Below are 13,937 nucleotides of genomic sequence, written 5' to 3' on the forward strand. Positions count from 1 at the left end.
AGGGACGAGCCTATGCTCGTCCCTTTATTCAACAACATCGATCGTCCTCATCCTCTTTCTTCCCCACTACATCATCTGTCACCTTATCATCGAGCTGGTTCTTCAATGTCAATTCTGCGGCCTTTCCATCACTTGGCGACCCATCGGAAAAATACATCGGAAATAAGGAAAAGAACATAATATAGAAAGAGAAATATATGAATTGGTACCAGAGGACCGACTTCTCCAAGATTCCCTGATAAACCAAACTATATATCAACAACATGCTAATTAGGTTAAAGAGGGCTCCCCCTAAGTAAATCAAACTATTCGTGAACTTATTATCATATTTTAATCCCTTGAACTCACAATGCCCATTCCAAAAGTAGTATTTTCTCACTTCTATATTGCAAAAGGAGAAAACCTTTTCTCCACATCCGATCTTGATTTTTTTCTCCGTACCGCCAAATAGCGTGACAAAGAATAGATGCCCACCTAAATGAATGAGCGTGACAACCGGTAAAATCAGAAAAAAGGAAAAGAGAAATTTAGTGATATCAGACAAACCGAACATGCCAATCATCCTCCTTATTTGAGCTTGGTGTATACAGACAAGTCCTTATTCGAAGGATGATACTCTCTTACCCGGTGTGGATACGTTATAACTAGTAAATATTCACATGTCTTAAGGGACTCCCCCTTTAACCCACAAAAAACCGGCAGATCATCTGCCGGTCCATCCGTTGCTATCGCTCCAATTCAAGAGTGCCAAAGACCTCATCATTACTTTGTCCCGGCTTCATCCCAACATGTTTATACTCTGGAGTGAAGACCGATGTTTTGATGGGACAAGCCATCTGCCTCTGCATGTTTCCTTCTCCATCGGGCACTTCGACTATCATGCCACGCGCTTGCAGTTGCGGGTGATTGGTCGCTTCAGAAAAAGTCAGCACCGGTTCGACACAAGCCTCGAACTCTTCGAATATGCCCTGCCATTCTTCAAATGTCTTTTCAAGAAATGCATGCTTGATGATCCTTTTGAATTGGATGCTACTTTCCGCATCTTGCTTCATGCTTAACTCGAACAGTTCAGGCTGTCCGATTGCTTCACATAACACTTCACGGAATGATGGCTCCAAGCTTCCAACCGAGAAGTAACGGCCGTCTTTCGTTTCATAAAAATCATAAAATGTTCCGCCATTCAATACCAACTTTTCCGGTTCAAGCTCCAATCCACCCTGTAAATGTAGGGGGGCAGATATCGCGTTCAAAGCAAAGCTGCAATCGGTCATGCTAATATCGATGAACTGACCTTCACCCGTCCGCTCCCGGAAGATGACTGCCGACAAAATCCCGATGACAGCATGCATGGAGCCTCCTGCAAGGTCGGCTATTTGTGTTCCATTTTTTGCAGGTCCTCCTTTTTGCGTACCTGAGTAACCGGACAACCCCGCTATCGAAATATAGTTGATATCATGACCTGGACGATTCTTGTAGGGACCAGTCTGACCAAAGCCAGTAAGCGAACAGTAAATCAACTTTGGATTGATTTGTTTTAATTCTTCGTATCCCAGCCCCAACCGATCCATGACACCCGGCCGGAACTGTTCAAGGACAATATCATATTCCTTCACTAGATTCTTTACGGCATCAATCGACTCCTGCCGTTTCAAATCAAGGGCAACCGATTTTTTTGAACGGTTCAAATATTGATCGACTCCCCATGTATCAGCCTTGGCCGGCCGTTCAACCTTCAACACTTCCGCTCCTAAGTCTGCAAGCATGAGCGTAGCGAATGGCCCTGGCAAAAGTGTCGAAAAGTCTAGCACTTTCAGATTGGTCAGTAGTGTCATCGTTCATGCACCTTCCTTTTCTACCAAATGGATGCATTCTTCCTCAGTTGGGATTTCTATCTTTTATACTCATTCTTCTTCCACCCTTTCGTTTCCTGCAAAACAACATTCACATCCAATTCAATGCGACTAACATTGGTACATGTTCAATTTAAAATAATAAAATAACCGGAACCATGTCTGTGAACATGGTCCGGAAGTTTTCAGTCATACTTTTCATCAAAATTAATTTCCACTTCTTCGAGCTTAACGAATCTCGTTTTCCTAATCAGTTTATACCCAAACCAGAGGGCGAGAAAAAGAGGGATTCCTAAGTAAGCCGCCACCACACTTCCCCAATCGATATGGTCCGAAAAGAACGCTTGGATATTTTGAGCCAAGATGACGACCATTCCAATCGTAATGGCAAATATCGTCCCGATTGGAAACCATAAAGCCTTGTACGGCAGCTTATCCAATGAATGCCCTTGTAACACATATGCCTTACGGAAGCGATAATGGCTTATGGAAATGCCCAGCCAGAAGATAAATCCCGTTATCCCGATCGCGTTCATTAGCCATAGATATACGGTGCCATCACCGAATATGGAAGCCAAAAAGGCAAGCATTCCGATGGCACATGTTAAGATCATACCCGCCACTGGAACCCCTCGTTTGTTCAGTTTGGCAAAAATCCGGGGTGCTTGCCCGGCTTTAGCCATCGAATATAACATACGGGTAGAGGCATATAAGCTTGAATTCCCCGCAGATAATACCGCAGTTAAAATCACGGCGTTCATCAGGGAAGCCGCAAAGGCTACTCCCGCTTTCTCAAATATGAGCGTAAATGGGCTGACCATAACATTCTCGCCTTGTAAACTTGAATTCGTATAAGGGATAAGCAGCCCTATCACAAAAATCGCCAATATGTAAAAAAGGAGAATCCTCCAGAAGACGCTTTTAATGGCCTTCGGTATATTTTTAGCTGGGTTTTCACTTTCCCCAGCTGCAACACCAACGATTTCCGTCCCCTGAAAAGAAAAACCTGCTGCTATGAAAACGATGAATACCCCCATGAAACCACCTGGAAAAGGAGCATCGTCCACTGTGAAATTTTTAAAGCCTACCGCTTCCCCTCCCATAATGCCTACAATCATGAGTAAGCCGACAATGATAAAAATGATGATGGCCGTCACTTTAATGAAAGAAAACCAATATTCCCCTTCACCATAGCCTTTGACAGAGAGATAGTTCAATAGAAAAATAAGCACTAAAAATGAGAAACTCCACAATAGTGATGGACTATCCGGAAACCAGAATTTCATGATGATGGTCGATGCGGCTAACTCGGCCGCTATAGTCATGGACCAGTTGAACCAATATGTCCAACCCAAGGCAAATCCAAAGGCAGGATCGACAAATTTCGTTCCATATGTACTAAATGACCCACTGGTTGGCATAAAGGCAGCTAGTTCCCCTAAGCTTGTCATGACAAAGTACACCATGGCCCCGACCAATGCGTAAGCAAGTAGAGCACCGCCTGGTCCCGCTGTATGTATGGCAGCCCCACTGCTAAGAAACAATCCTGTTCCGATGGCTCCTCCAATGGAAATCATCGTTAAGTGACGAGATTTCAACCCTCTGTTTAACGCCTGTTCTTTTTTCGGTGTTTCGACTGGATACTCAAAGACTTCCTCTTCGCGTTTTACTATCATATGTACATCCCCTTTTGCTTTTGCACGCAGTTCAGAAAATTCCCACTTTAGAAATTATACTACTTGAAAGTTCTGAATGGATTAATTATTCTATTTCTTTTAGCAATTTTCATGCCACTTTTCACTTGTCAGCAAAATCCTACATCTTCACCCAATAAAACCGCGATATAGACAAATTCCTTTGCACTTACGCCATATTTCTTTGCGTTTTTGTGCCACGATATTTTGCACTTATTGGGGATTCTTCAAGAGGATAACGATTAATTTCCCTAAATTAGTTGCTTTTCTTCCTAATTGCTGTCAAGCTTATACAATCTGGACTATAAAAGAAAAGAACAAGTAGGTGACGAATATGATCGAAGTTAAAAATTCCACACTCAGTGATGGAGAGTTCAATAGAGGCGTTTTCGCAAAACGTGATATTAAAAAAGGTGAGCTGTTGCATGAAGCACCGGTTATCGCTTATCCAAATGAAGAGCATGTTCATATCGAGAAAACATTGCTAGCGGATTATGCGTTTGAGTATGGCATCAACCATACTTGCCTGCTTTTAGGATATGGCATGCTGTTTAACCACTCCTATACGCCGAATGCCACATATGACATAAACTTTGATCATCATACATTCGATTTCTTCGCTTATACCGATATTAAGGCGGGAGAAGAGATTACCATCAATTATAATGGTGAGGTCGATAACGAAGATCCGTTATGGTTCAATAAAGAAGACAATGGTGAAGAAGCTGAGTAATTAATGACATAAAAGCGCCTGCCGTTTAAAAAACTTTCTCCAGTTTTTTAAAGGCAGGTGCTTTTTACGTAATTAGGGAAACCAAAAAAGCTCCATCAAGGATATGCTATCCCTTGATGGAGCTTTTTTCATGCTACCTTAATTGATTGTTGAATTACTTGATTTTGATTTAGTGAAGGATTGGAGTTGGCTCTTTACCTTATCAATCATTTCAGGATTAGCGATTGATTTGATCTGGCTTATTGTTTTCTCACGCGTTTCTTTATTGCGCATTAAGTAAGCAGCTGCTCCCAATACGACGGTTCCAATCATTTTGTTTGATGGCATCTGAGTTTCCTCCTTATATTTTAGTATAGTATAGTATTTCCCTATAACCACTTCTTTAAACAAGGAGACCCAAACATCCATCCTTCAGGCGACCGGAAACGCATATAGATTGCGTAGAAACTTGTCTTCTAATTCGTGTACTGGCAACGGTTTACTGAACATGTAACCCTGTACCTGGTTACACTCCATTTCTTTTAAAAAGTCGAATTGCGTTTGATATTCAACGCCCTCTGCCACGATATTCAGCTGCATGTTTTTGGCCAGCCCAATGATGGACGCCACAATCGCTTCATCCGGTCCACCGGTTGCCAAGTTCCTGATAAACGATTGGTCGATTTTCAATGTATTGATGGGGTAATCCTTTAAGTAAGCAAAGGAACTATATCCGGTGCCGAAGTCGTCTATGGCGATCTTCACGCCCAGCTCCCTTAACCTTTCAAAGGTAAAGATGGCCCTGTTCACATTGTTCATCGCCGTACTTTCAGTTATTTCCAACTCCAGATTCCTGCCATCTATATTCCATTTGTCCAACATGCACTTCAACTTTTCGATGAAATTCTCCTGCATGAATTGCCGCGTCGATATGTTGACGGCGATATGAATGGAATCGAATCCTTCTTTATGCCAGGCATGGAGTTGGGCACATGCCAAGTCGAGTATCTTTTCACCAAGTTGGATGATCAGCCCCGTTTCCTCAGCCAATGGAATGAACTCAGCTGGTGAGACGAACCCCAGCCTTGGATGGTTCCAACGGACCAAAGCTTCTACGCCTGATATTTTCTCAGTCTGTGTATCGATCTTTGGTTGAAAGTATAATAGAAATTCATTATCTTTATGAATCCCCGTCCTCATTTCTTCTTCAATCAGGATTTTATCCAATCTACTTTCCATGGACTCTTTAAAGAACTTATACGATGAGTCTCCCGTTCCTTTTCCTAAGAACATCGCCAGATCCGCTCTTTTCAAAAGTTCTTCGATGTCCCCCCCATCCTGCGGGTAAGCCGATATCCCAATACATGTGGTTGTGTAGATGTCATGGTTATTGAGCTTGATTGGTTCTACCAAAGATTCCAGTAACTTTTGGGCGGTGATTTCCACTTGTTCAAGCCCGGATATCTGCGGCAGGAATACCGCAAATTCATCCACCCCGATTCTAGCTAGGAGTTCTCCTGGTTCCAGGCAATCGTCAAACCGTTTGGCAATTTCTTTTATAAACCAATCACCTTGCCCATGTCCCAAGGTATCGTTAATGGTCTTGAATCGATCAATATCCATCAGGAGCAAAGCAGACATGCCTTCCACATTTTGCTCAATGAAGATATTTGCTTTTTCCTTAAAGGATCTTCGGTTTGGCAACCCTGTAAGTTCATCATGATAGGCCATATAATTGACTTTGGCCAAGGCCGCTTTCTGCTCGGTGATGTCCTTGGCAATTCCGTATACACCTTCGATTTCATTATCGACATATACCGGAACGGTCAAGACATTAAAAGTGACCTTGCTCTTATTTTTATGGATGGCCATAATTTCATAAGAGCGAAGGGTCCCTTTTAACGTATCCATATAGTAATTTTTACTTTCCTGCCATTCCTCTTCAGATACAAGACTTTCAATCGACAATCTTTGAATTTCCTCTGGTGTATAACCTAAAATCCTGAAAACCGCCGGATTGATTGTTTCCAACTTCCCTTCCTTATTCATCCTGAAAATGATATCCGGATTATAAGTAACAAGGGAATCGTACTTTTGCTGGGTTAGTAGCACCTCCTTGTTCTGTAGGGTGAGTTTCTTATCAAGGCTAATGAAAAAGAGGACAACTATTTGAATGAAAAGCATGGCACTTCCGATTCCGAGTGCCAGGAAGAGTGTTCCAATAGGAAGAGCTGAACTGGTTGGGGAAACCACGTGATTGCTGTGATACGTGGCAGCCGCCATTCCCATATAGTGCGTGCCTGCAACCGCTATCCCGATGATATTTGCACTGATGATTTTTTCAAATAGCCGGGTAGCCTTTTGATGTTTATAGCGAAAATTGATCTTTAAAGCCGCGACTGAAGCCGTACAAGCAATTAGTACGGAACAGATCACCAATAGCGGATCGTACTGAATGGACGCCGCCATACGCATCGAAGCCATTCCCGTGTAATGCATCGTAAGGATGGCTGTACTCAATGAGGCACCTCCAATCAATAGCTGTTTCCAATTCATCGTTTGACGACTGACAAAGAACAAGGACATCCCTGAAGCAAAAATGGCGATCCCAACCGATATCAGGACCTTAAGATAATCATACGTAATTGTTTCATGGACCTGTAAAGCCAGCATCCCGATAAAATGCATCGACCATATGCCTAGACCCATCGTAATCGCTCCACCTACCAGCCAATATTTCTTGGCTTTCTGTTTTGAATGGATGATTCTTCCCACAAGATCCAAAGCCGAATACGAAGCCAAGGTCACAATTATGAAGGACAAAATGACAAGCCCTATGTTATAGCTTCCATGTATGTGCAATTTTTTTCTCCCTCATCAAGAATTCCCGTTTCTAGTCATATATCGGACACATTTCAGCAATTTCAATCTCCACATCCATTAAATATACATATTTACCAAGCCAGTTCCTTCAAAAGACGAAAAAGAACCCGAACGACACCGTTCGGGTTCTACTTCTTGCCAATTCATTCAAGGCCCAGACCATTGATATAATCCACGCTTTCAGGACTTTTCACTACTTTTGCAGCTTGTTCTGGGTCAACGGTCGTTTGTTGAATGTTGTTCAGTTTGTAAGTCAGGACGCGCTTTGTTGATTCATCGATTCGTTCCATCGGGATTTCCCCTTTTTTAACGGCATCGATTATCCCGTTATACACCTCTAATTGGTGGGGATGTTCGTGACAGACCAAGACGATGTCCACGCCTGCAAGAATCGCTTCTTTGCCCATGTCCTTAAAGGAAAAGTAATTTTTCACGGCTCCCATTTCCATATCATCCGTGATGACGATTCCTTTGTAGCCCAGCTTCTCTCGTAGCAGGTCTTCGATAATGACCTTGGATAGGCTGGCAGGTTTTTCTTTATCATAAGCCGGATATTTTATATGCGTCACCATCATGAAAAACTTGTCATTATCCACATCCTTGATGATCTCTTTAAACGGATAGATATCCGAGTTTTCCAGGTCAAGCTGGTTTGCTTCCACGGAAGAGGTCTCGACATGTGGATCAATCTCGCTACGGCCATTCCCCGGGAAGTGCTTCAGGGCTCCTGTAACGGATGCTTCATTCAACCCTTGAATCACTTTTTCCCCATATTGATGGACTTTTTTTGGGTCCGTCCCAAATGAACGGCTATCTTTCTTCGATAAATCCAAAACAGGGGCAAAGTTAAGGTTGATTCCCATCGACTCCAGCTCTCTACCATTCAATTTAGCCACCTGATATACTTCATCCGCAGTGGCCTTTTCCCCTAACTTCTGTTGCGAAGGGATAGGGGAAACCTGTTCCCTCATCCGGGTAATGCCCCCCCCTTCTTGATCGATGGCAACCATGAGTGGAAGGGAGAACCGGCTACCTTCTGCAGATTCCTGCAGGGAGTTGGATAACTCGGCCACTTGTTTAGGAGAACTCATATTACGGTCAAAGTAAATGATGCCGCCTATATGCTTTTCTTCGATGAACTCCTGAACCTCGGTGCTCTTTTCCGTACCAGAAAAGCCGATCATCATGAGCTGCCCGACTTTTTCTTCGAGCGTCATCTTTTCTAGCATTTTCTCCACTTTTTCATCGGTATTGGTCAATGCATTAATTTCCTTATCACTTGTATCCTCTTTATTTATCTTATTCTCTTGTACGGTTGTTTCCTCTTTTTGATTGGCTTCCTTGGTACCACGATTCTCTGTCTTTTCACTTGGAAGATTCGTATCCATATTCAACTGGATGAGTACGACCGTTAAAAATGAAAGAAGCGCAATGAAGAGGAGTCCAATGTATATATACCTTTTCTTCATTGGACTATCTTATCCACTAATTTAATTTCAGGGTCTGAAAGTTTCCAATCAGAAGATTCCTTCACCAGATGCCATTTGCCCTTCCATGTTTGGACAAGTGTCTCTCCATCTTTCCAATCTTCAGAGACCATTTCAAATGAGACAGTGGCCTTGTTATCATTCATTGATTCAACTTCTACATACGTCACTTCATCACTCATGTTATCCTTCATTCCTTCTTCCCAGCTGCTGAATTTATTTTTCCCTTTTCTGCCGGTACTGAATAAATCATAAGCTGATTCATAATCTCCGTTTGTAATCTCTTCATAATGTTCATTGACTACCGCTATTATATCTTCCTCTTCTGTTTCTTTTGCAGCAGCTGCTTGGTAAGCTCGTTCTTCAGCTTCCGCAATTTCCGTATCATCCACCCATAAATCTATTGAAGCATTTTTAACCGAGACCTCTTCGCTCTTCAAGGTCTTTCCTTGCACTTTTACTTCCGCATGAATCTTCATCTTCCCATCTAAAGACACCGGACCGAATGATTCTAGATCCTCGACGGTTTTGCCCGTGCTCGTTCCATTTACGAAAACAGTCGCTTCATCATAATTAGAGGTTAGATACACATCATCTCCCGTCAAATCCAAACCAACGGGAATCTTATGGCTGTCTTCCTCTAATGAATCAATTTTAACCTTATCAGTTACCGTTGTATATTCCCCTTTATAGGAGCCTTTAACCTCATGCTCAACCGGTAAGAATGGCCCGAATGTCCGCTCTTCTCCCTCTTTCAGTTCCCCCACGCCTTTCTCATTAATGGAAACGGAGGCATGTGGCTGATTTGTTGAGACCTTTATGTAAACTGGCTGAAAGCTAACACCATATTGCTTAATGATTCCCCATTTTTTCTTAACCTTTTGCAAGGTTAAAAAACCTTCACCTTTAGAACCTATTACATTATCATTTTCCAAGTATTGAGCCGTTTTTTTCAGATTTGACTTGGTTTCGGCTAGAAGATCAGGATTTTCATCGAAATATTGAATAAGCATCTTCGCATCCGCTTCTTCTACCTTCATCACATCCTGTCCACCATTCAAAATCTTCGCTACGTCCTTAGTATTGTTACTTTTAATGGCAGCTTCAAATTGTTTAACTACTTTATCCGGTTTATACATACTCTGTACTGTTATATAACCAGCAAATCCAACCATTAGCAATAGGATTACAGAAATGGAGAGAACCTTAGAACTTTTCGACTTAAAAAAAGAACCCGTTCTAGGACTTTTTATCCGTGTTTCAGCAATAGGATTCTGATTTTCTATAGTCGTTCCGCACTTAGTACAAAAGGCCTTATTCCCACTTATTTTTTCCCCACAATTATTACAATACAATGTTTTCTCCCCTTTTTTTACTTAAAATATATGCTAAATTATAAAAATCGATTCATATTATCTCAATAATACTATATTATGTAACATGACAACGCAACAAATCTTATGAATTTAGACCTATCACTATCTAATTATACATATAACTTTTGAATTATTTGATAGCTTAGGAAAATATGAAGGAGTGGTAAATTTGAATGAATTGCAAGATAAGCTAGGAAGTGGACTCAATAAGATTCAGGATAGCTTACAAACGAACAAACAAAAGCTTCAAAACGCCCAAACGATTAACCAGTACAAAAGGAGCATACAAGAAACCGGTATGAAACGGAACGAAATACTTTTACAGTTAGGGGAGGAATTATATAAAAAATTACGTAGCAACGAGATCCATCCCACTGAAGAACTGACAAAAAAAATGACATCTTTAATGGAATTTGACCACGTCATATACAAGGCACAACAGTCTATTACTGAATTGAACTCTCAAAGTCAAACAGAGCATGCCTGTAGTTCATGTGGGTCTCCGGTCACCAGTGAAGATAAATTTTGTGGAGGCTGCGGAGCCAAAGTGGAGTTACCAAAATTGGATACTCAAATAGAAACATCTTCCTGTCCTTCATGTGAAGAACAAATCCCATTACATGCTGTCTTCTGCAACTGTTGCGGTTTAAAGACATCATGAATGAAATGAAAGGAGTCGAGGATAGCTATGTTCTGTACAACATGCGGAGAATCTAATCCGGACTATAGCAACTATTGCTCACATGATGGGACTGCACTAGGAAATTCATCATCTCTGCAACAGTTACAATTAGTAAATAATGAAACGAACTTTTGTCCCGAATGTGGAGAAGGAACTAACAAGATTGATAATTACTGCAAATCTTGCGGAAACTCCCTACTTAAATTCGGCACAACAAAGATTTCCATGAACGAGAAAGTAACACCACGAATATTAAATTCAAGGACCTTCTCGTTTACTTCTCTATTATCTAAAGATACATTACGAAAAGCCCTTATACCTGCCATTGCAGCTTTTATTCTCATGCTTCTTTTAAATCTTTTAGTGTATACGACAAATACTAATTTTTATGAGGACATATTTGAAGAATCGTTTGGGTTCACCCCAGAGGAAGCTGCCGAAAACATGGCGGATGAGTCTGGCTTCAAATTCAAAGAACCTGGAGCTATATTCGGATTCTCAGATACGGTCATGATGTCTCATACACTTTCACCAAGTTATACGTTAGATATGGAAAGCAATAACTCATATGAAGATTATAAAGGGTCCGGCGAATTGAGCCTTTCCTTCACATATGTTTTATTCATTATCATTCCCTTATTATGCTTATTCTTAAGTGGCATTGTATACAGAAAGAACCATACTGATATCTCTATACAATCTTTCCTTTCAGGAGCCGTTGGAATAGCATTGATTTACAGCCTTTTGTTGACGTTCTTATCTCTATTCAGTGGTTTTGATTATAAAATCAAGCACTCTGAAAGCGGAGAAAGCTTGAATCTAGCCATAACAACTGCTTATCCATTCTTCCAAACCTTCTTTAAAGGTTTATTGTTTGGAATCGTCTTTAGCATGCTGGGGATGTTATTTAGTATTAACTACCGCCAAATAACCAAGCAACTTGAATCATTGATTCCTTATGGGAATGCCGTCCACCAAGGGTTTTCTGCATTTATCCGTGGTTTCGTTACACTTACCATTGTAATGGTCGCCATCCTTATCAGTAAAATCAATGATGCAAAAGAAATGCTCTCGGTCCTTGATGTACCCGGTGTTAGTCAACAAATTTTAGAAAAGACCACCTTGGCAGCCTGCTATCTAGGTGTGCAATTATCTTCCATCGTTTATAGTATGCTCCATTTCACCCCACTCTCCCTAAAAGGAGAAGGGGACGGAGAAAGTGGAGAAATTAGTTTCTCCGTATTCTCCGGCTTTAGCACGGATGGTGACGTTATGGAAGGAGGAGATCTTTCATATCTAGATTTATTTTTCAGTTTTACGAACATCGACCTTTACTTGAAGCTAGCGATGATCCTTCCTATCTTATTGCTGATATTTGCCGGTTATTCTATGGCTAAGTCCAAACAGTCTTCATTCGTATCACTGGCTGTACTAAGCCTTGTATATAGTCTATTCGTTAGCGCAATAGCATCTTTCTCGGCAATTTCGCTGAATGGTCTATTTGATATGGGGGATGGAGAAAATGCCATTACCTTCTCCCTCGGCGTCAGTGTTGTCCAGGTCTTTATCGGTAGCTTTATTCTTTCCTATATTGCTGGATTTGCCGGTAGCTATTTGAACAAGTTCTTTCCCGGTTCTCTAAAATAATCACTCTTCCTCTGTTCCCTCAAGGGACAGAGGTTTTTTGTATAAAGCCTAAGATATGTGCCCCATACTACAGTATGACCCAATAAAAAGGAGAAGACTTCATGGATGATAAGGTAAAAAAACTTGCTGGGAAAGCACAAGCCTCTCTGAGTCATGCTGTAGATTATATGAAGGAAAAGATAATAGAACTTACAGGAGGAACCTCCATCACCATTATGGAGCTCGCTCTTTATATTCAAAACCAACCGGAGACGAATCGAATCGACAAGGACCTTTTAGGGAAGACCTATACCTTTTATTCTCTAAAGAAAGAAGGAGCGACCTACCATTTGGAAATGAAAAATGCCCACATCCTCCAGTTGGATGTCCACATCAAAAATCACGATATCATCTCCTATCGTTCCTATCGTGATCATTCTAAACTGTCCAGTCCCATTAAGATTCCTAATACCCTCTTGCCAGATTGAACGTCTTGAGTGGCCCTTTATAAAAAAGGGCCACTTTTTACTTTTTATTCCTCTTAAAACGAGACATATAGGAATAATATGGGTATATGATAGAGAGAGAATGAGCAGGAAAGGAGTCGATGGTATGAATGAAAAGTGGAATGGCGACCAAATGGCAGATGTAAAGGGGAAAACAGTTGTGATTACAGGGGCGAATAGCGGCCTTGGTTTTGAAACGGCTTTTGTATTAGCGGGGAAAGGAGCAGAAGTCATTCTTGCTGTCCGGAATGCTTCGAAAGGGGAAAAGGCGGTGGATCGAATCACGTCTGCCCATCCTAAGGCAAATGTCTCCGTGATGCCACTCGATTTAAGTGATTTGAGGAGCATTCATCAGTTTAGTGATTCATTCTTGGAGAACTACGATTCCTTATCCATTCTAATCAACAATGCAGGGGTCATGATTCCCCCTTATAGTCAAACGAAGGATGGGTTCGAGCTACAATTCGGAAGCAATCACCTTGGGCATTTTGCCTTGACCGGCCTGTTGCTTCCCAAAATCCTTTCGACGCCAAAATCGCGGGTCGTCACATTAAGCAGTTTAGCCGCCAATAACGGGACCATAAACTTCGATCACTTGGATGGGAAGGATCAATATAAACCAATGAGGTACTATGCCCAAAGCAAACTTGCCAATCTTCTCTTTTCCCGGGAATTGCAAAACAAATTCGAACAGCACCAGGCAAACTCGATCAGTGTCGCCTGCCACCCTGGACTTTCCCATACAAACCTCATGTCGCGCGGATCTGGCAAGTCCCTGAATAAGTTTGTCCACTACCTCTCCAAGACCTTCACCCAGCCCGCCAATATGGGTGCCCTTCCCACGCTTTATGCAGCAACGGAACCTACCTTAAGAGGTGGGGAATATATTGGCCCGGATGGAAAAAAGGGAAGAAGGGGCTTCCCTAAAAAAGATCCCATCATCGATTCTCTATATGATAAAGACACTTCAGAAAAGTTATGGGAGACTTCAGAATCCATGACAGGTGTTCAGTATCCCTTCACTTTTGCCAATATAAACCGATCATGATGCTTCTCTATAGAACAGGAACCAGCTGTTCTTTTTTTTCGTCCTTTTTCATGAAAGATGCGTAATTTCCCTT

At 41.6% G+C, this 13,937-nt stretch carries 12 protein-coding genes; 5 read left to right on the plus strand and 7 right to left on the minus strand.

Annotation, left to right across the window (positions count from 1 at the left end; genetic code table 11):
* Positions 1-28: 28 nt before the first annotated feature.
* The 3 genes from ACQKL0_RS00090 to ACQKL0_RS00100 form a co-directional block, all read right to left on the minus strand.
* The gene (locus ACQKL0_RS00090) at positions 29-553 is read right to left on the minus strand and encodes a hypothetical protein (protein ID WP_427685624.1); all 525 of its coding nucleotides are present in this window, start codon (positions 551-553) and stop codon (positions 29-31) included.
* A gap of 172 nt (positions 554-725) precedes the next feature.
* Complete coding sequence (locus ACQKL0_RS00095; RefSeq protein ID WP_427685626.1) at positions 726-1,832, minus strand: CaiB/BaiF CoA transferase family protein; 1,107 nt, start codon at positions 1,830-1,832, stop codon at positions 726-728.
* A gap of 203 nt (positions 1,833-2,035) precedes the next feature.
* Positions 2,036-3,526: an amino acid permease gene (locus tag ACQKL0_RS00100; RefSeq protein WP_427685628.1), complete on the minus strand. Its 1,491-nt coding sequence runs from the start codon at positions 3,524-3,526 to the stop codon at positions 2,036-2,038.
* 352 nt (positions 3,527-3,878) lie between these two features.
* Between ACQKL0_RS00100 and ACQKL0_RS00105 the strand changes: the two genes are divergently transcribed.
* A complete protein-coding gene (locus tag ACQKL0_RS00105; RefSeq protein ID WP_402871281.1) occupies positions 3,879-4,277 on the plus strand; it encodes an SET domain-containing protein in 399 nt (132 codons plus the stop codon).
* A 138-nt stretch (positions 4,278-4,415) separates the two neighbouring features.
* Here the strand turns inward: ACQKL0_RS00105 and ACQKL0_RS00110 are convergent, their stop codons facing one another.
* The 4 genes from ACQKL0_RS00110 to ACQKL0_RS00125 form a co-directional block, all read right to left on the minus strand.
* A complete protein-coding gene (locus ACQKL0_RS00110) occupies positions 4,416-4,604 on the minus strand; it encodes a hypothetical protein (protein WP_402871278.1) in 189 nt (62 codons plus the stop codon).
* Positions 4,605-4,688: 84 nt separating this feature from the next.
* Positions 4,689-7,079, minus strand: a complete 2,391-nt coding sequence (locus ACQKL0_RS00115) for a bifunctional diguanylate cyclase/phosphodiesterase (protein WP_427685630.1) — start codon at positions 7,077-7,079, stop codon at positions 4,689-4,691.
* Between the two features lie 203 nt (positions 7,080-7,282).
* Positions 7,283-8,608, minus strand: coding sequence for a beta-N-acetylhexosaminidase (gene nagZ / locus ACQKL0_RS00120; protein WP_427685632.1), 1,326 nt, complete (start codon positions 8,606-8,608; stop codon positions 7,283-7,285).
* Positions 8,605-9,981, minus strand: a complete 1,377-nt coding sequence (locus ACQKL0_RS00125) for a zinc ribbon domain-containing protein (RefSeq protein WP_427685634.1) — start codon at positions 9,979-9,981, stop codon at positions 8,605-8,607. The genes nagZ and ACQKL0_RS00125 overlap by 4 nt, the downstream gene beginning before the upstream one ends.
* Positions 9,982-10,171: 190 nt before the next feature.
* On the opposite strand from ACQKL0_RS00125, the gene ACQKL0_RS00130 reads away from it, so the two are divergent.
* From ACQKL0_RS00130 to ACQKL0_RS00145, 4 genes are all read left to right on the plus strand, one after another.
* Positions 10,172-10,663 carry a zinc ribbon domain-containing protein gene (locus ACQKL0_RS00130; RefSeq protein WP_402989860.1) on the plus strand — a complete coding sequence of 164 codons (492 nt, stop codon included), beginning with the start codon at positions 10,172-10,174 and terminating at the stop codon, positions 10,661-10,663.
* Positions 10,664-10,690: 27 nt separating this feature from the next.
* Positions 10,691-12,331, plus strand: coding sequence for a zinc ribbon domain-containing protein (locus tag ACQKL0_RS00135; protein WP_427685636.1), 1,641 nt, complete (start codon positions 10,691-10,693; stop codon positions 12,329-12,331).
* 101 nt (positions 12,332-12,432) lie between these two features.
* Positions 12,433-12,798 (plus strand): hypothetical protein, encoded by a 366-nt coding sequence (locus tag ACQKL0_RS00140; protein ID WP_402871266.1) that lies wholly within the window; start codon positions 12,433-12,435, stop codon positions 12,796-12,798.
* A gap of 124 nt (positions 12,799-12,922) precedes the next feature.
* Entirely contained in the window at positions 12,923-13,864 is a 942-nt protein-coding gene (locus ACQKL0_RS00145) for an oxidoreductase (protein ID WP_427685638.1), read from the plus strand.
* The last annotated feature ends 73 nt before the right edge of the window (positions 13,865-13,937 follow it).

The sequence above is a fragment of the Peribacillus sp. NPDC097264 genome, assembly GCF_050277925.1.
In the GTDB taxonomy this organism is placed as follows: domain Bacteria; phylum Bacillota; class Bacilli; order Bacillales; family DSM-1321; genus Peribacillus.